This is a genomic window from Bradyrhizobium sp. HKCCYLRH3097, assembly GCF_051167875.1.
Lineage (GTDB): Bacteria > Pseudomonadota > Alphaproteobacteria > Rhizobiales > Xanthobacteraceae > Bradyrhizobium.
The window spans coordinates 125,258-144,758 of sequence record NZ_JBNPTX010000005.1; the positions used below are offsets into that span (position 1 = coordinate 125,258).

Sequence of the window (19,501 nt, forward strand, 5' to 3'; positions counted from 1 at the left end):
ACGTGCGCGATACATAAGCAGCCGACTGAGCGGCGCTCTTGGCATCACCACGCACGGCGGCGGACACGCCACGCACGATCGCTTGCTTGCGTTCATTGCAGCGGCAACCCATGGCATCCCCGAAATGGCAATCGCCACACCAGCGCCGCTTAGCTCGCGGGTGATCACAAACGCTGTTGCTCGGTGCGAGAGCGCGCGGTGTGGCGATGTTCGAATTTGGTGGCGGCAGACTTGCGCAAAGCAAAAGCCCGATCTCGCTACGAGACCGGGCTCCAAAGCTCCGCTTCAGGCCGAGATATCGGCCTTGCGCATCGGATGTTCCGACTTGATCCCGTTGTCGCGGCAGAGTCCGCTATACCGGTTCAACCTGGTTCGCCGTGGCGTGGACGCGAACCGTGCGCTTCATGATTTCGGTCAGTATTGTGAGTCGGCCTCGGTCGTCAACGTCCGACACCTTGCCGCTGAAACCACCGAGCACATCGGCGAGCAGGAATTTCACGTCCTGCCCGATCTCGGGAAGCCAAGACGGAGGCTCGCTCTTGCGCCTCCGCGCGAAAAACTTCTCGCGCTCCCGCGTCTCGATCGCCTGGATCACCTGCATGCCGAGCGGCCGGATCACGGCGGCACGCTCTCCGAAGATCAAGAACGGGCTCGACTGCATGCCCGGCGCAGTCCGGATCAGCGGCAGCATGCGCCCGACGACATCTTCGGCGACGAACAGCATGCGCGGAAACAGCGGGAACGCAACATCCGGCCGATCGAGCCGTTGCGCATAGGCCTTGGCCGAGACGCGCGCCGCACGAAAGATCGTCGGCAGATAGAACGGCACGCGGCGGATGCCGAGATTGGCCTGCGCCGTCAACTCGCGCTTCGGCTCCGCGAGCAACACGAAATAGCACTGGTCTGGTCTCGGTTCGACACTGTCCGATTGCGCGCGCATCGCCATCCCCTATCTGAAATCCGCCACGTCCTCATCGTCGACATCAGGCGATGCAGGAGGCCCGGTCGCGATGCGGCAAAGCTCGCCGTTGACCTTCGGCGGCCACGGCCATGGCGCGCGAGAGCCCGCGCGGAAATGCCGGCGCACTGCCCGCTCATCGAAGAACGGTTTCACGAACCCTTCCCAGGCGCCGGCCTGCTGATGGGTCAGATCTACCCATTCCGCCGGCTCCGGCACGCCTGCGAGCGCCAGCAGCTGCGCCGTCACGCCGTGCGGGAAGCTGACAGATCCGTCGCCTGCCCTGCAGTAGATTTTGCGAAACGCCTCGCCGCGCCCGACCAGGTCGTGCAGTGCCCTGATCGCCTTCGCCTCGGCGCTGTCGCCGAGGTGAACCTTCGCCACGAGCGTGGCCTCGGCCTGCGTCAGCAGCTCCCATCGGCGCTCTTCGAGATAGCGCCAGCCCGCCGGAATCGTCTTCCGCCCGAGCCGCTGCAAGTGGTCGAGGAACGGCCCGACGCCATCCAGCGCGGCCTTCTGCTGCGCCTCGCTCAGCGCCGCCGCGGCATAGGCGATGCGATGGCGATCATCGGCGAACGCGGACGGCCAGCGCTGCTCGAATGCGGCGATGAACTTCGCGTTTCGGTCGCGTGCGCGCGCGTCTCTCTCCCGTTCAATAAGGGGACGTTCTAAGGGGTCGTTCTTGGTGCCCACGTATGTGTGGGCACCCGTGCCCACGCATGGCTGGGCACCCGGGTGCCCGCCTGGCTGGGCACCCCCCTGCCCACCCGTGGGCACCCCCTCCCCCTCGGATGCGCTTTCTGCATGGCTGTCGTCGTCATCGCCATCGGGATCGCCGTTCGATTGGGATTCCCAATCGTCGCGATCGAGCACCACGCGATACATGTAGCTGTTCGACGGCTGTCCCGCTTCGTTGCTCCACGGCGGCCGCTTCTTTTCGACCCAGCCGGCATCGACCAGGCGTTCGAGCGAACGCTGCACCGAGGCACGCCCGCAGCCGAGCTGCGCCGCCATCTTGACCTGGCTGCGCCGGCACCAGCCGGCCTTGTCGATGTGGCAGCCGAGCAGCCCGATCACCTGCAGGTCGCGCGGCTCCAGCGAGCGATCAAAGATCGCACCGGCCGGGATGATGGAAAGACGGGGACGGCTCATGTCATGAATTCCAAGAAAGAGCAGACGCACGCACGCGACGACACAGGCTCGACGAGCAAATTCAGCGTCCGCAAGCCGACGCCTCCTCAGGGCTGCAAGCCGGCGTCTTGCCGGCGCGATCGATCCGCTCCAGCTCGCGCCAATATTCGGTCCAGTAGATCGGCCGGTCGCCCTGCCATTCCTGGCGCCCGACCTTCACGACCTCGCAGCGGAGACATTGCTGCTCAGTCTTGTTGATGAAGCGGACCTTGTCGCCCCAGCGATGGCGCGGCGAATTCATGAGATGATCCCGCGGCGATATTCGATCGGCACGCCGATGAACTCGGCCATGCGAATGCCGGCCGCCATGCCTTCCGAGATGCCGCGGTCGACATAGACGACCACGGCGTCGGCGAGGTGCAGCCAGGCGTGCCCGGCGTTGATGCCGTGCGCGCGTTCGCGCGCATCGTTGTCGTCGAGCACGGCCGGTTGCGTGTAGAGCAGATGCGAGGCGAGCGGCGCCTCGCCGCGCAGCAGCGCATCCCGCAGGCAGGCGCGCGCATACGCGAGGTTGCCCGCGATGTCGCCGGCATAGGGCGATTCCAGGATCACGCGGCGCATCTGTCGCGGCGCGAGCGTTTGATGACGTGGAATGTCGGTCATGCCTTGAGCCCGGATGATTGGGCGGTTCGCCGCAGGAATGCCGGAATGTCGAGCCCATCGGCCAACGCTTCGGCGCGCGGTCGGCTCACAGGCGGTTTCGGCGGAAGTGGCAAGGTCTCAGCCACGATCGGCTGCACCTGCGCTGCCGGCGCCTGGTTGCCCCACACGGCCCAGCCCGGACGCGCGCGACGGGCGTTGAACTCCACCTTCGGCGTGTTCGGCCAGTGCAGTTCGACGATCTCGTGCAGATTGTCGGGCTTCTCGCTGTGCGCGCCGACCGGCGCCGAGAAGGTGCTGCGGAAATGCGCGGTGGCCGGCGGCACCACCTTGCCGCGCACACCGACCAGGACGATCTCGTGCTCGCCGGTGAACCAATAGCCGGGACCGCGCGCATTGCCGCTGCGCTGCTTGTTCCAGACGAGATTGGTGACGTAGCGGAATCCTTGAAGCTCCATCACCTTGATCGCGATGGCGAGATGCGGCCCCGTGGTCCACTTGAACAGGATGCAATCGTCGGCGAGACAGGCGAAGCGCTCGGCGCAGCGCGTGACGATCTCCTCAGGCGTATGCGCATCCTCGGCCGTTTCGTAGTGCATCGAGGGATGCCGCTCGGTCCCGGTCTCGCGCGACCAGGCCTCATGATCCCATTCGAAATCTTCGATCGCGATGCCGTATCTGTCCGGCAGCGCCTGGATCTTGCGGCCCTGCTCCGCCTCCCGCTCAGCCCGCCGCTCCCGCTTGGCCTCGATCTTCTCTTTGCGGATTTCACGGATAACCGGCGCCAGCGCCTTCTTGGTTTCCGGCGTCAACCGTCCCTCGGCATCGCGCGGCAGGCTGGCGACGATCGCCGCCTGCCGCGCGGCCGGCTGCGCCGCGATCTCGGCCGCAGCCGCAACCGACACCCTGCCCTGCTCGACCGCTTGCGAAATCTCCGGCGCCGCATGCGCAATGACCGCGCGCGCACGATCGATGCCGGCGACGTCCGATTGCGTCATCCTTGCCGCCTGGTCGCGGCTAATGTTCGCAATTTGCGAACATTCCGCCGGGCGCCCCTGCTTCAAGGTAACGAGCTTGGCGCCGACCATGCGGCGCTGGTCGTCGGTCAGATGCCGGCGCCGGAAGTTCTTCGACAGGACGTAGTCGAGCGGATCGCCGTCCGTCCCCGGATCGAAGCGCTTGAAGAGATGGCTGGTCGCCGGATCGAGCTGCCCCAAGGGCAGCGGCTTGCCGTGCAGATCGACCGCTCCCCAGCCGTCACCGAGCGGCTCACCGGTCGACATGATCCAGACCAGGGCGCGATAGCGGTTGCGACCATCGAGGATGGCGCCGTCGAGCAGGTCGATCCGATCGGCCAATCCGGTGACCCGGATGTCTTCCGCGAAGTCGTAGAACTCCTGCCCTTCGATCAGCGGAAACAGGTCGGCATAGGGGTGAACGGACAACGTCACGGCTGCCCCACCACTTGGTCGATATGCAGCGTGATCGCGTCGGCCGTGACCGCCGTGAGCTTCTCGCCATGCACCAGGCAAAAGGCGGCCAGCGTCGCGGCGACATGCGCCGGCACGAATACCGCGACGCCTTGGTGACCGAAGCCGGACAGCGGGCCGCCGGACGTCATGGCGCTCAACTCGCCACGCTCGATCAACGAATGGATCAGGCGGTTGGCATTGTTCGGATTGCAGCCGAGCTTGGCCGCGAGCAAGCGCCGGGACGGCATCACGCCATGCAAGGCCACATGCTCGGTGATCGCCCGCAACGCTTCGGCCATCCGCGGTGTCAAGCCGATGCCTGAGGGAATGACGATGTCGGTCAAAACGGCACCTCCTCCAATTGCCGCACTGGGCCGAGCGCCGCGACCAGGTCGCGAACGATGCCGTCGAGCGGCGGGATCTCATCGCGCCGGAAACGATTGCTGCAATTCTGCTTGTGCGTTGCCCAGCGCAGATTGGCGCGGCGATTGTCGAGCGTCTGGCCGTTGATGTGGTCGACGTAGTGGCTCGCCATGAAGCGATCCGAGCGCGGCTCGGCCTCGATCATGATCTCACGGTGCATCCGCAGGGTTGCGCGCGACGGCCCGACGTTGCGCTTGGCATATTTCTGCCAAGGCGTTCGCGAGCCCCACGACACGTTCCAGATCGTCTCTGACAACCAGCTATGATCTTCGGCATCGACCAGGCACCAGATGTTGTCGCGCGCCGAGAGCATGATCCGCCGCCACGGCGTCCAGCTCAGGTTGATCAGATCAACCGTCTCGATCTCGATCCGCCGGCGCGCCTCGGTGACGTCAGCGCGGATCATGAGGCCTTCCGCTTGTTCATGAAGTCCTGGAACAGCGGCGGCACATATTCCTCGGCGAAGGATTGGCCGTCGGCCGTGCGCCACAGCCGCATTGGCACGCCGCCGACGCTGGCGATGATCTCGCCATTGACCGGGATCAGGAGCTGCAGCGCTTCGATCACCTGCTCGCGGCCGACACCATCCTGCGTCAACCGCCGCACCTGGACGTGCAGCGGATGCTCAACCATCATGCCGAGAGCGTGCATGTAGATGTCGTCGACCGACTCGGCCTCGGCCAGCTCGTTCGGATCCTTCTGCCGCCGCTTGATGATGCGGCGCATCGACTTGGTATCGTAGCCCTTGGCCTTCGCCTCGGCGAACAGCACCTTCTGTTCGTCCCTGAGATCGACGATCTCCTGCACCAGGCGCTCGATGCGCTCGATGTAGGATTTGAGCTCCTCGCGGGTTTCGGTGGTGGCGAGGCCGCTCATGCCGGCACCTTCCCCAGCGACGGGTCGGCGCGTTCGGCCGCCAGCTTGAACAGGCCGGCGATCCTCAGCGCGCGCTTCGGCGTCGTCGCGATGTCCGCGAGCGTCCGGCCGTCGGCGCCGCGGATGCGCACCCGCACCGAAAGGTCCTCGCAGACCGACAGCTCCAACACATACTGCAGCGAACAGACTTGCTCGCTGTCGATCTCGGCTTCTTCGCCCGGCATGCCTCACCCTTCCCTGAGATTGCTTTCGAGCGCGGCCAGCCGCCGCGCCGTGTCGTTCTGTTGCTGACGGAGGCGCGCGATCTCGCGCACGCTGCGCACGCTCTTGGCCCAGGGCGCCTGCACGCCTTCGATCAGCGCGTCATGCACGCGGTCGCCGATGTCGGAGCGCAGCAGCCGCGCCAACGCTTCGCCGCTCGGCGAAGTGTGGCCGCCAAGCCAGCGCTCGGCCGTCGAGATGTCGCATCCCGTCCGTGCCACGATCTCGCGCGGACACTTGCGGCCGAAAATCCGCTTCAGCTCCAGGGCGACAGGCAAGAACCACCCGCATTCCTGCGGGATTTGACCCGCATCGGCGCGGTTTCGCCTTTTTGAGGCCGGCTCCAATGCTAGGCTATTGACCATCGCGCCTCTCCCCCTCGGAGGGAGCGGGCTTGATACCCCAGAGGGCTGGAGATGCCGCGAGCCCACGTTCTGCTAGCGCACGGGAGAAAATCAGGAACGTCGAATAGGGAAGGTTCCCTCGAGCGCGGGCGTTCGTAATCGGATTTTGGCGGCTATAGCCCGCAAGAAGGGCCGCCTTGCGGGTACCTCCCAGCGCGTCGATGACTTCGGCCGCCGAATGGAGCTGTTTGGGGGGCGAATCAAGCATGCCCTCAAAATACTACACACCAAGTGTAATTTCAAAATCGTACAAACGGTTGTTATGCAATGTCCGGCATTTTGAGCATCTTTCCCAACAAGATGGCAGACGAAATCGTTGAAATCGGCCGGCGACTACGCCGCACCCGCGAGGCCATGAAGCTCAACCAAGCGATGTTCTGTCGCTTGGTCGGCATTCAGCAGCAGGCCTGGAACAATTATGAACGGGGCTTGCGACGGATCTCCCTCGACCAAGCCCTTCGTGTCTGCAAAGTAACCGGCGTTTCGTTAGATTGGATCTATCGCGGCATCGCCGCCGGCCTTCCGGTCAACATCATCAACGGCCTGCAGGAACAGATCGACCGAAAGAACTAATCCAGAGCCGAAGGGCCTCCAAGCGGCGCACGAGCGGCGGCAGGACCAGCGCGAGACCAAAGAAGCCTACCGTTGCAACAACCTCGGCAGCGCCGGGAAAGCTGAATCCACTGGACAAGGCCGCAAGGATGTAGCCGTGCGCAATAGCAGCGCACACCGCGAAGATGGCGCCGCAACCAGACCCAAATACCAGCGACGTCAAAATAATACCAGCCGAAAACATCCATCCAGAAACGGCTGCGACACCCGCAAGCCAGGCCAGACCCATGGCCGCCGGCGTAAAGGCGGCCATCAGCGCGACCGTTGCCAATGCGGACCTTCCTGCCCCTAAGGGAGACAACGCACCGCTGCAGCTTGCGCCGGCGACGGAGGTTCTTGCCGCCGGGAGCGACACCACCTGATCGCTCTCGCCGAGTTGCGCGGCCTCCGGCGGCACACGCACCAGAAAGTTCTCCAGCAGGTCTTGCGCCTCCGCCAGGGTTGCGCGCGCTTCATCAACATTTTCAGGCAGTTGTACGGCAATCTGCATCGCAGATCGGCGCACATTGTCAGTTGTAGCAACCAACTTTTTCAGCATTTCCATATCCTCAGCCATAAATACACCTTGCGTGTAATTACGATAGTTTGTTACACGCAAGGTGTAATCGACAAGCAAGCGGCTTGAGGTGAAGATTTTGATTACATCGGGGCCCAATGTCGTTTTTGATCGTGTTGACCTCGAACAACATCGATCGCCAGGGGATTGCGGGGATAGTCCGCAACAATCGAGGACCGGGTTAATCAATTTGCCTTCGGCGGAATTTCTTCCGGCCGACGACCTCGCGCGCGCGGCTATCCGCGGCAAGGTCACCTTCCTGATCGACGGCCCGCTGATGAGCGCCGAGGAGCGTCGCCGGGCCGAACTCGAGAACATGGCACGTGACCTCTACGCAGCGCGCGAGTGCAGCGACGCGGGAGATTCACGGCGGCTGCTGCTCGCGAGAGGGCACAACCTCATCGACGTCCATGTGCTGCTCGCGGAGGCCATCGCACTCGCCAGCGTGTGGCTTGCCAGGCCGCAGGCCGAAGTCACCGCGACCGCCGCGGAGCAAGCCGCTACGCGCGGACGATGAACCGATCCCAACCACCACATCGAGAGACAGCGATGCCGAAGAGCGCCACCATCAAGAAGCCCCGCTCAACGACCGAGACTGATGCGAAGATCGGCAGGCGCATTCGCATGCGCCGCCTCGAACTGGGCATGAGCCAGACCGATCTGGCGAACGCCGTCGGCGTCACGTTTCAGCAGATCCAGAAGTACGAGAAGGGCACCAACGGCATCCGCGGATCGCGGCTTGCCGCCATCGCCGCCGCGTTGCAGGTCGATCTTCCCTTCCTGTTCGCGGCCAAGGACGCGGCACCGGACGATGCGATCGTCGACAAGTTCATCACCTCGCCGGAAGGCGTGCGCATCGCCAAGGCGTTTGCGCAGATCCCCGACAGCACCCGCGCGACGCTCGTCAGGCTCACCGAGTCGCTGGCGCGGGATCTCGGACGATGAGGACGGCGGAATGACGATCCGCAAGACAGAAAACCTGCTCCGGGGCGATCGGACCCCGGCCTACGTCACGAGGGAAACGGGTGCGGCCGAGTTATTGGTCTCGCCGGCCACCTGGGACCAATGGGTCAAAGACGGCCGTTTGCCGCCGCCCTCCCCCTCATTCCCGCCGGGAACGCCCCGCTGGCGTTGGGAGGACGTCGATCGTAGACTGCGCGGCACCGATACGACGGCGCCCGTCGTCGACGCCATGCAGTGGGCAGCGAGCTTTGGCAAGAAGAAGGGAAAGCGGAGTGGCGCTGCCTGAGGGTGTCGAAAAGGTCACCGTTCGCAAGAAGAACGGCAAGGCCTACACCTACTACTATTGGAACCCCGGACGCGGCACCGACCGCGAGGGCGAGCGCATCAAGCTGCCGAACGCTGAGACCGAGCCACGGGCGTTCTGGACCGAGGTCGAGCGGCGCCAAGCCTCCATTCGGACGGGATTTCCCGCGGGATCGATCGGCGATCTCATCTCACGCTATCGCGCCAGCGACGAGTTCAAGCGCCTGGCCGACGGCACTCGCACGAACTACGAAGTGACGATGCGCCGAATGGAGGAGCAAGGCGCGGCGCGCGTGCGGGATCTGACGCCGTTTGTGGTGCAGACGGCGCGCGATGCGATGAAGGCCACCCCGGTGATGGCAAACCAGATGCTATCGGTTGGACGGACCATCTTCGATTGGGCGATCCCGCTCGGCCTTGCGGAGGCAAACCCTTTCGAAAAGGTCAGAGACTTCGACATTCCCGACCGAGGCCATGTGCCCTGGCCCGACTGGATCGTCGATGACGTCCAGGCGCACGCGTGGCCGGACCTGGTCCGGATGACCCGGCTCGGCATCATGACATGCCAGCGCGGCAGCGACCTGATCCGCATGGGACCAGAGCATCGCGACCGCAACGGGCTCTGGTGCCGGCCAAAGAAGACCCGGAAGCGCCGCCGCGCGTTCCATATCCCGCTTGCGGCCGTCGACGCGATCGAGATCGATCGCTGGGCCGAGACGCCCATGAAATTCACGAACACGCGCTGGCTCAAGCCGATCGAGCGCTTCCGGGAAGACCTCTACCTCTATTCGCCGAAGGGCGCGCAATACACCCCGGACGGCCTGCGGGCGCGATGGGGCCGCTGGCTGGAAGGCACATCGGAAGGCAAACAGCTCTGCCGCCGCTGGAAGGAATGGGTCGCCGGCCAGGTCAAAAAGTACGAGTGGGACATCGACCCGGAGGATGCCGACCATCCGACGATCCACGGCCTGCGCGGCACCGGCATTCTTGCCCGCGCGGAGCTGGGCTACGAGGTCGACCAGATCGCCAACGACATCGGCATGTCCCGCCAGAACGTCGAGCATTACATGCGCTTCAAGGACCAGATGAAGGTCGCGGCCGACGGTCAGCGGCGGCTAAGGATCATCAGCAACGGCGATTAGGCAAAATCCTTCAGAGCCACACCAAAAGCTCTGATGGTTTGCTTTGGGTCAGCCTTCATCATCTCTCGAACTATCTCTTCGAAATCGCTTGGCGTGACGTAGACGCGATAGCTTTGCCTGCGCTCTCCGTCCGGATTGGTCGCGAATCCAATCACCACCGTGCCTGCAGCTCCAGTTTGGAAAAATTCAGCTCTTACGCCGGCCTGATATTCCTTTCGAGCCGGCGTGTTCTCGTACACGCTCTGGTACCCTTCACGAATTACGGTAAGCATTTGCTTGGGCCCCCCCCCTCTCTCTGCGCTTTCTAAGCAAGTGGGGGGCAGCTGCAACATGTCCACAGTTTTCTTCCAAGAAGAATGGGCTAGACCGAGAACGCTGGCCCGGTTATATGACCTCCGCCGACGGGGTGATTTGCAAAACTTCTGGCCCCGATTGCAAAACTTCCGAAAAAAGTGTTGAAATATCAACACCTTCGGTGGGGAATGGTGTAACGGTAGCACAACAGACTCTGACTCTGTTTGTCTTGGTTCGAATCCAGGTTCCCCAGCCAGCTTGATCACTGCCGCGACGGCCTGAAAGCACGACAGCCTCATCCTCGTGATCTGAGAAGCATCGGGGTCGTTTTTGCCTCGGGCACGAGATCCATCCCCAAGGCGCGGACACGCTGCGGCGTCCACCACCCCTTCGGCACGCGGTCCCGCGCGTTAACGTCTGCTCATTGCGAATCGGCGAGAACGGAACAACCATTGCGAGCAATGGACCGGTCCCGTGGAGGAAAACACTTGCAAAGCAGCGTCGGCTCCCGCGCCTTCCAGAACGCAAGGCTGCAAAAGCGGGCCAAGAAACAGGCGGACGTGCTGTTGCCGGCGGCGGTCAAAGCCTACCGCGAAAGCCGGCATCAGGAGGCTCAGGCGCTGTGCCAGCAGATCCTGCAGGACCTGCCGCACCATTTCGGCGCCCTGCATCTGCTCGGCGTGTCCGAACGGGACTGCGGCCGCTTCGACCAGGCGGTGCGCGTCCTGACACGGGCGACCGAGATCGACCCGCGCTCGGCCGACGCCCAGTCCGATCTCGGCCTGTCGCTGTCTCGGCTCGGCCGTCACGAGGACGCTCGCGCCCGATTCGAGCGCGCCATCGCGCTCAGGCCGAACTTCCCGACCGCGCTCACTCATCTCGGCAATGCGCTGATGAGCCTCTTCCGTTTCGAGGAGGCAATATCGGCGCATGACCGCGCCATTGCCCTGAAGCCCGACTATGCCGAGGCCTACGCCAATCGCGGCATGGCGCTGCTGTTCACGAGCCGCAACGACGAGGCCGGTCAGAACTTCGATCGCGCGCTGGCGCTGCAGCCGCGGTTGCTGACGGCCCTGTTCGGCAAGGGCGTGGCCAGCATGAACCTGCGGGATTTCGATTCCGCGCTGGCGGCGCTGAATGCGGCGCTGGCGATCAATCCGAAGGCTGCCGCCGTGCTCGCCCAGCGCGGCCGGGCGTATCAGGAGTTGGGCAAGTTCGACCAGGCGGAGGCCGATTTTGACGCCGCGCTCGCCCTCGAGCCGCTGCTGGAAGAAGCTCTTTGCGGCAAGGCCACGGTCGCGCTCGTCAATGGCAACATCGCGCTGGCGATCTCCGTCATCAACAAGGTGCTGGCACAGAACCCGGCCTCGGAGATCGCCTGGACTCTGCTCGGCGTCTGCGCTGCGGCGCAGGGCGACACCGCCACGGCAATCGAACACTACGACCGGGCTCTCGCGATCAGGCCAAACCACGAGGACGCGATTACCAAGAAGATCTTCGCGCTGGATTTCCTGCCCGACACCGGAGTGGAACGTCTTCAGGAAGCGCGGAGATATTGGTGGGAGGCGATCGGCTCGCGGTTGGAGCGCCGCTCGCTCGGCGTGCGAAACATCGACCCCGACCGTCGGCTTGTCGTCGGCTACGTCTCGTCCGATTTCCGCGACCATTCAGCGGCCTTTGCCTTCCTGCCCATCCTGCGCCATCACGATCGCGCGAAGTTCGAAATCCTTGCGTATTCCTGTTCGCCTATGAAGGATGCCAAGACCGACCTGTGCCGCTCGCTGGTCGATCGCTTTGTCGACGCCTCGCTGTGGGGCGACGACAAGCTCGCCGATCAGATTCAGGCCGACAAGGTCGATATCCTCGTCGACCTCTCGGGGCATTCCGCCGGCCACCGGCTCACGATGTTTGCGCGCAAGCCCGCCCCGGTTCAGGTCTCGGCCGTCGGCAGCGTCACCGGGACCGGCCTGCCCGTCATGGATTATCTGCTGGCCGATCCGGTAGCGATTCCGACCGCGGTCCGGCATCTGTTTGCCGAAAGGATCTACGATCTGCCATCGCTGATCACGATCGAACCGGCGCCCCCCATTCCGCCATCGCCGCTGCCAATGCTTCGTAACGGCCACGTCACCTTCGGCGCGTTCAATCGCATCGACAAGATGTCCGAGCCGACCATCGAACTCTGGTCGAAGCTGATGACGGCAACACCCGGCTCCATCATCGTGGTCAAGAACCACTCGATGGGCGATCCCCTGCTGCGCGACCGATTGGTTGCGCGCTTCGTCGCTCACGGCATTGCCGCGAACCGCGTCCGTTGTGCAGGAAAGACGACGCGCCAGGAGCATCTTTCGATGTTCGCCGAGATCGACATCTCGCTCGATCCGTTCCCACAGAATGGGGGCATCTCGACCTGGGAATCGCTGCAGATGGGCGTGCCTGTGGTCACCAAGCTCGGCAGCGGCCCCGCGGCTCGCGCAGGCGGCGCGATCGTGAAGGCGGTGGGCCTCGACGCGTGGGTCGCCGAAGACGACGACGGCTATCTCGCGATCGCGCTGAAATTCTGCTCACGGCCTGCCGAACTTGCGGCGCTCCGCGCCGAACTGCCGGCCATGGTCTCGCATTCAGCGGCCGGCAACGGCGCGCTCTACACGCAGCATGTGGAACAGGGATACCGGACGTTCTGGCGCGATTATTGCCGGCAAGCGCCGATCCGCTAGCGTTTCCTGTTTTGATTGGATCAGGACCGACCGGGCCGGCACAGCCTCGCGCCGGTGCGTTGCTCGACCCATGCCAGATACTATTCCGACCGGTCCAGCACTTGTGCCCGCGACAATCGTCCGGGCCATCGACTGCTCGAACAGCTCGAGCATGCGCTGGCCGAGGTCGAGGGCATCGGGGCGCGGCGTATGGAACCATTGCCAATCGTCCGACGACGGGAGGCCGAGGATCATGTGCTGCCGGCCGTGCCGCATCACGAGCTGGCACTCCTCCGTTGCCGCGAGGGCGAACTCATGGATCTTGTACAGATCCGGCATCACGGCCGACCGGAAATCGGCGTGCATGCGATCCTGAAAGCGTGCGCCCGATCACGGAATTAACCCGTCATTCACCACGATCCTCATCCGGCCGGAACGATGCAATTTGCTTCAAATTGTCTGGCCAGGGAGACGGGACATGACCAAGCTGATGGACCTCGACGATCAGATCGAGCGGGCCGAGCGGCTCGAGCGGAGCATCACCGACGCGCTGACGATCGAGCGGCTGCGCCAATTCGCGGCCGGGTGCCGGCGCGAGCGCGAGCGGCTGTCGCAGCACCAGCAGCGCGCGGCCTGAGCAGGCGCGACGACCTGCAACGCAGCCATGGTCAACGGGCTGCCCGCTACGGAGCTCGGCGAGCGCACGCTGTCACGAGCAGGTCGTCACCATGTTGGTGCAGAGCTGCCGGGTCCAGCCGATGCCCTTCTTGACGCGGATCTTGGCGAAGTCGCCAAAGCAGCCGAGCAGCTCGACCGACTGGTCACCGCTCGCATGCGGGTCGAGCTTCGCGCTCGACGTGGCGTGATCGCGGTAGATCGCCGCGCCGTTCTGCAGGCCGCCGGCGCCGACGATGCTCCGATGCAGGAAGCCCCTGCCCTGAAAGATCACGGTCTCCTTGCCCTGATCGACGTCGTTCAGCATGGCCCGGTCGATCTCGAACCAGTCGCCTTGCTGCGCGACGAGATGCACGACGATCCAGCCATCGCTGGTCGGATTTTTCAGGACCTCGACGATGCTGCCGCCAGGCTCGGCACGGACATTGGCACCATTCGGATCGCGGTCGGTGACGTCGGCCTCGACGTTGCAGGCTTCGCGATGCGGCGCCTGCGCAGTGGCAATGCCCGGCGCGATGAGCATCGCGGTCAGCAGCAGAATTCTCGTCAGCATTGAACGGTCACCGGCCTCCGATCCGTCCCGCATTGGTCGCGCGGCCGACGCGGCGGTTCAACACCGAGCATTCAACACCGAGCAAATGGCGGCGACCAGCCGAGCTCACGGCGACCGCCGATCAGATCTATCCCGAGGACATCATCGAGGTGCTCCGGCATCCGGAGGTCTGGTGAGAGGCGCTACAGCCGACCGCCCGCGAGTGCGGCGGCGCGCGGCCGGCCGACGTCGTCGAGCACATGCGGCATCGGCGAGACCGGAAACACCGCGTTGATCTGGCCCGTCCCCGATGACGGGAAGAACGGCGTCACCACCTCGACGCCGCGGTCGTAGTGGTTCCAGCCGAGCGCGCCGAGCAGCATGGCCGTATCGTGCATGAAGCCCTCGCCATGGCCCTTGCTGGCATATTCCGGCAACATGTCGCAGAAATCCGGCCACTCGCCGTGCTCCCACATCTGGATCACCTCATGGTCGAGCCGCTCCAGGAACGGGCTGAACATCCGGTCGCGATACTCGTCGGCGGTGCCGTTCTGGGCAAAGCGATGGCTCAGCGAGCCCGAGGCGAAGAAGGCCACCGTGCCGTCGTAATGATCCTCGACCGCGCGGCGGAAGGCCCAGCCGAGCTTGGCGCTGTCGGCGAGATAATGCGAGGTGCACAGCGCCGAGACGGAGACGACCTTGAAGTGGCGGTCGGGGTTCATGTAGCGCATCGGCACCAAGGTGCCGTATTCCAGCGCCAGCGACGTCGCATCGTGGGCCATGGTGGCAACGCCATGGGCGTTGGCGCCCTCGGCGAGGATGTGGCCCAGCTCCGGGTTGCCGTCGTATTCATAGGTCATGTTGGCGATGAAGTGCGGCAGCTCGTTCGAGGTGTAGAGCCCCTCGAAATGCGGCGCGCAATTGATGTGGTAGCCGGCATTGACCAGCCAATGGGTGTCGAACACGACGATGGTGTCGACGCCGGCCTCGCGGCAGCGCCGGCCGATCTCGATATGACCGTCGATCGCCGACTGTCGCTTGCCCTTGGCCGGACCATCCAGCTCGCTGAGATACATCGACGGCACGTGCGTGATCTTGGCCGCCAGTGCGAGCTTGCCCATCCTCTCGTCTCCCTTCCGGTCGTTCCCCGGCCGGCATCGCCGACCGTTTGCTTGGAAGGCAGATTACCCCTGCAGCTCCGCGAAAAAAAGGGCCGCACGCGCGGCCCTTCCTTGGTGTCCGATCCATCGTCTGTCCCATGATCATGGGACGGACAGCCACGAGATGCGGTCACGCCGCCTTGATGTCGATGGTCTTGGCGGCCTTCTGTACCTCGGGCTTCTTCGGCAGGGTGACCTTGAGCACGCCCTGCTTGAACACGGCCTCGATCTTGTCGGTGTCGACGCCGTCGGGGATCTGGAAGGAGCGTTCGAACGAGCCGAAGCTGCGCTCACGGACGTAATAGTCCTTCTTCTTCTCCTCCTTGTCCTCCTGCTTCTCGCCCTTGATCGAGAGCACGCCGCTCGCAACCTTCACCTCGACGTTCTTCTCGTCGAGGCCGGGCAGCTCAGCGGTGACCTCGTAGGCATTGTCGTGCTCGGCGACGTCGACCGCCGGCGCCACGGCAAAGGACCGTGCGCGGGCCAGGCCCGGCAGTTGGTCGAACAGCGACGGCGTGCGCCAGATCCCGCCGTGGAAGTCCTCGAACACGCGATCGATCTCGCGGCGCAGGTTCTCGAACGGCCGCCATCCCTGCATGGATGGCGCACCTGCCTTCTCGGTGTTGACGGGCAGCTTGGTAGGTTCAGCCATAACATCATCCTCCTGCTTCACGCGAGGATCGGGTCCGCAACGGCATGGGCGCGACCGATTTCGTTGATCGGCCGGCATCCGCTCCCTCGCGCTTGACGGGAAAAATATAGCCGGCACGCCCGGGTTCCAGATTGATTGCGATCAAATCGCTGAGCGGCTGGAGGTTCGGATCGGCGCGGCAGCCCCTCCAGGTTTCTTTCGGCGCCGGGGCCTCCACAGCCGAAGAGCCGTTCAGGAAGAGCCTTGGAGATGGTGAACCGGACGTTAACCCGAACGGTTCGCGCGACGCTTGAGGAAAGGATTGAGAAAGCCTTACAGTGCAAGGCCTTAGGTCCCATTGAGGAGGTGCGATCGCAACGCCCCGCGCGACCCTCCGACCACCGGGCTGGGCGGGCGGCGCAGTCACAAACGTTGCCCGCTTAACAAATTTTCCAGTCCCAGCAGAGAAGGTGTCAATTCAACAATTCACCACAGGTTTCATGACCGTGACATCCTTCGGACGCGTGATCTCGGTGCGGGGCTCCCAGGCCCGCGTCGGCATTCTGTCGACACAGCAGATGAACGCCTCCGATATCCGCGCGACAGTCGGCCGTTTCATCAGCATTCGCTGCCCGAGCGCCACGATCATTGCGATCATCACCGAGGTGACCAGCGAGGACCTCTCGCGTGCCAACGAATACGTCGCGACGGCTTCGGTAGACCTGCTCGGCGAGATTCTCGGACCGGCCGAGCGGCCCAAGTTCCAGCGCGGCGTCACCCACTACCCGACCATCGGCGACGCCGTCGACATGATCACGAGCGAGGAGCTGCGCACGATCTACACGCCGACCGCCGGCGACCACATCGACATCGGCGCGCTGCAGCAGGACACCTCCGTGCGCGCCTGTGTCAATGTCGAGGAAATGCTGTCGAAGCACTTCGCCGTGCTCGGTTCGACCGGCGTCGGCAAATCGACCGGCGTGTCGCTGCTGCTCAACGAGATCCTGAAGGCGCGGCCGAACCTGCGCATCTTCCTCCTCGACGTCCACAACGAATATGGCCGCTGCTTTGGTGAAAAGGCGCTGGTGCTGAACCCGCGCAACCTGAAGCTGCCGTTTTGGCTGTTCAATTTCGAGGAGATCGTCGACGTCCTGTTCGGCGGCCGACCGGGCGTGCCGGAAGAGCTCGACATCCTGGCCGAAGTGATCCCGCTGGCGAAGGGCATCTACACCCAATACCAGAACACGGACCGCATCGGGCTCAAGCGCATCGACCCGAAGACCGTCGGCTACACCGTCGATACGCCGGTGCCCTACCGCCTCGTCGACCTGATCAACCTGATCGACGAGCGCATGGGCAAGCTCGAGAACCGCTCCTCGCGCATCATCTATCACAAGCTGATCTCGCGGATCGAGACGGTACGCAACGACCCGCGCTACGCCTTCATGTTCGACAACGCCAATGTCGGCGGCGACACCATGGCCGAGGTCATCAGCCACCTGTTCCGCCTGCCGGCCAACGGCCGGCCGATGACGGTCATGCAGCTCGCCGGCTTCCCGGCCGAGGTGGTCGATTCCGTGGTCTCGGTCGTGTGCCGCATGGCGTTCGATTTCGGCCTGTGGAGCGACGGCGTCTCGCCGCTGCTGTTCGTCTGCGAGGAAGCGCACCGCTACGCCTCGGCCGACCGCTCGATCGGCTTCGGCCCGACCCGCAAGGCGATCTCGCGCATCGCCAAGGAAGGCCGGAAATACGGCGTCTATCTCGGCCTGATCACCCAGCGGCCGGCCGAGCTCGACGCCACCATCATCTCCCAGTGCAACACGCTGTTCACGATGCGGCTCGCCAACGAGCGCGACCAGTCGCTGCTGCGTTCGGCGGTGTCGGATGCCGCCGCCAACCTGCTCTCCTTCGTTCCCTCGCTCGGCACCCGCGAGGTGCTGGCGTTCGGCGAAGGCGTCGCGCTGCCGACCCGGCTGCGCTTCAAGGAGGTGCCGCTGCATCAATTGCCGCGCAGCGAGGCGACGATCGCCACCGTCCGCTCGGTGAATGCCGGACATGACATGCATTTCGTCAGTGCCGTGCTGGAGCGCTGGCGCGGAGCGACCTCGAGCCGGGACGCGTCGAGCGGCGACAGCGGCGCCGGCAACCTCGGAGATCGCGGCAGCCTGTCCGCCTCGCTGGACGCGCCAATGCTGCAGCCGTCGATGGGCCTCGACCCGGACCGCTTCTCGCTGCTGAAGAAGCCGCTGCGCTAAAGCCGGCGGCGGCCCTCCTCAAATCCCGATCGACGACGGCTGCCGAGGAGGCGTTGCGGGCGCTCCACCACTGGCGGGTGATGGACCGAGCTGGACCGTTGCGCCTGCGCCGCGATCGACTAAGGTTCGCCCCCTGCCACGCATGCCGGACCCGTTGCCATGACCCAGCCCGCCATCAGCCGCTTCCCCGTCCCCGCAATCGATGCGCTGCCGGACGACATCCGCACCCGCCTGCTCGGCGTGCAGGAGAAGAGCGGCTTCGTGCCCAACGTGTTCCTGACACTTGCGCACCGGCCGGACGAGTTCCGCGCGTTCTTTGCGTATCACGACGCGCTGATGGAGAAGGACGGCGGGCTGACCAAGGCCGAGCGCGAGATGATCGTGGTCGCGACCTCGAGCGCCAACCAGTGCCAGTATTGCGTGATCGCGCACGGCGCGATCCTGCGCATCCGCGCCAAGAATCCCCTGATCGCCGACCAGATCGCGATCAACTACCGCAAGGCCGACATCACGCCACGGCAGCGGGCGATGCTCGATTTCGCGATGAAGGTGGCGCTCGAGGCGCAAACGGTCGGGGATGCCGATTTCAAGGCGCTGGCCGGCCACGGCTTCGGCGACGACGACATTTGGGACATCGCCGCGATCGCGGCGTTCTTCGCGCTGTCGAACCGGATCGCGAATGTCACGGGCATGCGGCCCAACGACGAATTCTACCTGATGGGGCGGCTGCCGAAGACCAAGTGAGACGATCAGTCGTCCGACGCCGGCCCGCACCAGCCGGGCAGATACACCGCGTCGTGGCTCTTTGCGGCCGCCAGCGCGTGCTCCATGGCGGCGGCGAAATGGGTCTCCACCGTCTTGCGCTTGACCTTGCGGCGCAGGAAGTCGGCCCATAGGAACTCGCTGAACGGCGTCGTGTCCTTGGCAAAGCCGCCGGCGCGGCGCAGCTCGCCGGCCAGGCTGCGGAAGGGATCGTCCTTCAGATTCGCGACGGACTTCGGCAGGTCCTTGAAATGCCGCCGCTCGCCCTTGGCGTCGTAAGGATAGACCCAGCGCTTGTTGTCCATCACGCCCCAGAACGCCTCGCGATCGACCATCGAGAGGTCGCCGATCACCGTGACCAGCACGTCCTTGACGCCCTCGTCATGGAGCGCGCGGGCGAGGTGATGGTGGTCGACGACGTAGTGCCGCTCATCGGGACCAAGCACCACCGGGATCATGTGCTTGCCGAGCAGCTCGGCCTGCTTCTTCTTCGACTTGTGCTCGCGCCAGCGCTCGCGTTTCTCCTTCACCTCGCGCATGCCCACGGTCATCTGCGTCGGGCGCAGGGACAGGATCGGCACGGGATGAAGCAGCGGCTCGCGGGTATTGGCCATGGCTGGGCTCCGGGGGATGATCAGCATTATGCCACGCCTGCCGAGCCGTTCCAGCGCATCTGCCCGTAGCTGCGACGCCGTTCGGACCGGCCGCGGCAGGTTCCAATCACCCGCGGAGCGG

27 protein-coding genes and 1 tRNA gene are annotated in these 19,501 nt (G+C 64.6%); 11 read left to right on the top strand and 17 right to left on the bottom strand.

Going from position 1 to position 19,501, the window contains the following annotated elements; translation table 11 throughout:
- Positions 1-352: 352 nt before the first annotated feature.
- The 10 genes from nusG to ACQR0U_RS14505 form a co-directional block, all read right to left on the bottom strand.
- Complete coding sequence (gene nusG / locus ACQR0U_RS14460) at positions 353-940, bottom strand: transcription termination/antitermination protein NusG (protein WP_434843414.1); 588 nt, start codon at positions 938-940, stop codon at positions 353-355.
- Positions 941-949: 9 nt separating this feature from the next.
- Positions 950-2,110 (bottom strand): helix-turn-helix domain-containing protein, encoded by a 1,161-nt coding sequence (locus ACQR0U_RS14465; protein ID WP_434843415.1) that lies wholly within the window; start codon positions 2,108-2,110, stop codon positions 950-952.
- Positions 2,111-2,171: 61 nt separating this feature from the next.
- Entirely contained in the window at positions 2,172-2,390 is a 219-nt protein-coding gene (locus ACQR0U_RS14470; RefSeq protein WP_434843416.1) for a hypothetical protein, read from the bottom strand.
- Complete coding sequence (locus tag ACQR0U_RS14475; protein WP_434843417.1) at positions 2,387-2,752, bottom strand: DUF7768 domain-containing protein; 366 nt, start codon at positions 2,750-2,752, stop codon at positions 2,387-2,389. The genes ACQR0U_RS14470 and ACQR0U_RS14475 overlap by 4 nt, the downstream gene beginning before the upstream one ends.
- On the bottom strand, positions 2,749-4,200 hold the full coding sequence (locus ACQR0U_RS14480) for an MT-A70 family methyltransferase (RefSeq protein ID WP_434843418.1): 1,452 nt from the start codon (positions 4,198-4,200) through the stop codon (positions 2,749-2,751). The genes ACQR0U_RS14475 and ACQR0U_RS14480 overlap by 4 nt, the downstream gene beginning before the upstream one ends.
- Positions 4,197-4,565, bottom strand: coding sequence for an ABC transporter permease (locus tag ACQR0U_RS14485; protein WP_434843419.1), 369 nt, complete (start codon positions 4,563-4,565; stop codon positions 4,197-4,199). Before ACQR0U_RS14485 ends, ACQR0U_RS14480 begins: the two co-directional genes overlap by 4 nt.
- Positions 4,562-5,050, bottom strand: a complete 489-nt coding sequence (locus tag ACQR0U_RS14490) for an HNH endonuclease (protein ID WP_434843420.1) — start codon at positions 5,048-5,050, stop codon at positions 4,562-4,564. The genes ACQR0U_RS14485 and ACQR0U_RS14490 overlap by 4 nt, the downstream gene beginning before the upstream one ends.
- Positions 5,047-5,520: a DUF2312 domain-containing protein gene (locus ACQR0U_RS14495; protein ID WP_434843421.1), complete on the bottom strand. Its 474-nt coding sequence runs from the start codon at positions 5,518-5,520 to the stop codon at positions 5,047-5,049. Before ACQR0U_RS14495 ends, ACQR0U_RS14490 begins: the two co-directional genes overlap by 4 nt.
- Entirely contained in the window at positions 5,517-5,744 is a 228-nt protein-coding gene (locus ACQR0U_RS14500) for a hypothetical protein (RefSeq protein WP_434843422.1), read from the bottom strand. Before ACQR0U_RS14500 ends, ACQR0U_RS14495 begins: the two co-directional genes overlap by 4 nt.
- A gap of 3 nt (positions 5,745-5,747) precedes the next feature.
- Entirely contained in the window at positions 5,748-6,059 is a 312-nt protein-coding gene (locus tag ACQR0U_RS14505) for a hypothetical protein (protein WP_316158495.1), read from the bottom strand.
- 393 nt (positions 6,060-6,452) lie between these two features.
- On the opposite strand from ACQR0U_RS14505, the gene ACQR0U_RS14510 reads away from it, so the two are divergent.
- A complete protein-coding gene (locus ACQR0U_RS14510; protein WP_316158496.1) occupies positions 6,453-6,758 on the top strand; it encodes a helix-turn-helix domain-containing protein in 306 nt (101 codons plus the stop codon).
- On the opposite strand, the gene ACQR0U_RS14515 is transcribed toward ACQR0U_RS14510, so the two are convergent.
- On the bottom strand, positions 6,721-7,452 hold the full coding sequence (locus ACQR0U_RS14515) for a hypothetical protein (protein WP_434843423.1): 732 nt from the start codon (positions 7,450-7,452) through the stop codon (positions 6,721-6,723). The genes ACQR0U_RS14510 and ACQR0U_RS14515 overlap by 38 nt on opposite strands.
- A gap of 91 nt (positions 7,453-7,543) precedes the next feature.
- Here ACQR0U_RS14515 and ACQR0U_RS14520 point away from each other — a divergent pair, with 91 nt between their 5' ends.
- From ACQR0U_RS14520 to ACQR0U_RS14535, 4 genes are read left to right on the top strand one after another with little or no spacing between them, the layout of a single operon-like run.
- Positions 7,544-7,870 (top strand): hypothetical protein, encoded by a 327-nt coding sequence (locus ACQR0U_RS14520; RefSeq protein ID WP_316196805.1) that lies wholly within the window; start codon positions 7,544-7,546, stop codon positions 7,868-7,870.
- 32 nt (positions 7,871-7,902) lie between these two features.
- Positions 7,903-8,298 carry a helix-turn-helix domain-containing protein gene (locus tag ACQR0U_RS14525; protein ID WP_434843425.1) on the top strand — a complete coding sequence of 132 codons (396 nt, stop codon included), beginning with the start codon at positions 7,903-7,905 and terminating at the stop codon, positions 8,296-8,298.
- 10 nt (positions 8,299-8,308) lie between these two features.
- The gene (locus ACQR0U_RS14530; protein WP_434843426.1) at positions 8,309-8,602 is read left to right on the top strand and encodes a hypothetical protein; all 294 of its coding nucleotides are present in this window, start codon (positions 8,309-8,311) and stop codon (positions 8,600-8,602) included.
- On the top strand, positions 8,589-9,761 hold the full coding sequence (locus ACQR0U_RS14535; protein ID WP_434843427.1) for a hypothetical protein: 1,173 nt from the start codon (positions 8,589-8,591) through the stop codon (positions 9,759-9,761). The genes ACQR0U_RS14530 and ACQR0U_RS14535 overlap by 14 nt, the downstream gene beginning before the upstream one ends.
- On the opposite strand, the gene ACQR0U_RS14540 is transcribed toward ACQR0U_RS14535, so the two are convergent.
- The gene (locus ACQR0U_RS14540) at positions 9,758-10,000 is read right to left on the bottom strand and encodes a hypothetical protein (protein ID WP_434843428.1); all 243 of its coding nucleotides are present in this window, start codon (positions 9,998-10,000) and stop codon (positions 9,758-9,760) included. The genes ACQR0U_RS14535 and ACQR0U_RS14540 overlap by 4 nt on opposite strands.
- A gap of 237 nt (positions 10,001-10,237) precedes the next feature.
- On the opposite strand from ACQR0U_RS14540, the gene ACQR0U_RS14545 reads away from it, so the two are divergent.
- A tRNA-Gln gene (locus ACQR0U_RS14545) sits at positions 10,238-10,311 on the top strand.
- A 232-nt stretch (positions 10,312-10,543) separates the two neighbouring features.
- Positions 10,544-12,772 (top strand): tetratricopeptide repeat protein, encoded by a 2,229-nt coding sequence (locus ACQR0U_RS14550; protein WP_434843429.1) that lies wholly within the window; start codon positions 10,544-10,546, stop codon positions 12,770-12,772.
- On the opposite strand, the gene ACQR0U_RS14555 is transcribed toward ACQR0U_RS14550, so the two are convergent.
- Positions 12,677-13,117, bottom strand: a complete 441-nt coding sequence (locus ACQR0U_RS14555) for a hypothetical protein (protein ID WP_315714480.1) — start codon at positions 13,115-13,117, stop codon at positions 12,677-12,679. The genes ACQR0U_RS14550 and ACQR0U_RS14555 overlap by 96 nt on opposite strands.
- 112 nt (positions 13,118-13,229) lie before the next feature.
- On the opposite strand from ACQR0U_RS14555, the gene ACQR0U_RS14560 reads away from it, so the two are divergent.
- The gene (locus ACQR0U_RS14560) at positions 13,230-13,388 is read left to right on the top strand and encodes a hypothetical protein (RefSeq protein ID WP_315714481.1); all 159 of its coding nucleotides are present in this window, start codon (positions 13,230-13,232) and stop codon (positions 13,386-13,388) included.
- 72 nt (positions 13,389-13,460) lie between these two features.
- Here the strand turns inward: ACQR0U_RS14560 and ACQR0U_RS14565 are convergent, their stop codons facing one another.
- Complete coding sequence (locus ACQR0U_RS14565) at positions 13,461-13,979, bottom strand: hypothetical protein (protein WP_315714482.1); 519 nt, start codon at positions 13,977-13,979, stop codon at positions 13,461-13,463.
- Between ACQR0U_RS14565 and ACQR0U_RS14570 the strand changes: the two genes are divergently transcribed.
- Complete coding sequence (locus tag ACQR0U_RS14570; RefSeq protein ID WP_316172358.1) at positions 13,979-14,155, top strand: hypothetical protein; 177 nt, start codon at positions 13,979-13,981, stop codon at positions 14,153-14,155. The two genes, ACQR0U_RS14565 and ACQR0U_RS14570, sit on opposite strands and share 1 nt — an antisense overlap.
- Before the next feature lie 6 nt (positions 14,156-14,161).
- On the opposite strand, the gene hpaD is transcribed toward ACQR0U_RS14570, so the two are convergent.
- Positions 14,162-15,079 carry a 3,4-dihydroxyphenylacetate 2,3-dioxygenase gene (gene hpaD / locus ACQR0U_RS14575; protein ID WP_315714484.1) on the bottom strand — a complete coding sequence of 306 codons (918 nt, stop codon included), beginning with the start codon at positions 15,077-15,079 and terminating at the stop codon, positions 14,162-14,164.
- Positions 15,080-15,248: 169 nt separating this feature from the next.
- Positions 15,249-15,770: an Hsp20/alpha crystallin family protein gene (locus tag ACQR0U_RS14580; RefSeq protein WP_315714485.1), complete on the bottom strand. Its 522-nt coding sequence runs from the start codon at positions 15,768-15,770 to the stop codon at positions 15,249-15,251.
- Between the two features lie 479 nt (positions 15,771-16,249).
- Here ACQR0U_RS14580 and ACQR0U_RS14585 point away from each other — a divergent pair, with 479 nt between their 5' ends.
- Complete coding sequence (locus tag ACQR0U_RS14585) at positions 16,250-18,004, top strand: ATP-binding protein (RefSeq protein WP_315767553.1); 1,755 nt, start codon at positions 16,250-16,252, stop codon at positions 18,002-18,004.
- Between the two features lie 159 nt (positions 18,005-18,163).
- Positions 18,164-18,748, top strand: a complete 585-nt coding sequence (locus ACQR0U_RS14590) for a peroxidase-related enzyme (protein WP_315714487.1) — start codon at positions 18,164-18,166, stop codon at positions 18,746-18,748.
- 5 nt (positions 18,749-18,753) lie between these two features.
- Here the strand turns inward: ACQR0U_RS14590 and ACQR0U_RS14595 are convergent, their stop codons facing one another.
- Entirely contained in the window at positions 18,754-19,380 is a 627-nt protein-coding gene (locus tag ACQR0U_RS14595; protein ID WP_315714488.1) for a ParB-like protein, read from the bottom strand.
- Between the last annotated feature and the right edge of the window lie 121 nt (positions 19,381-19,501).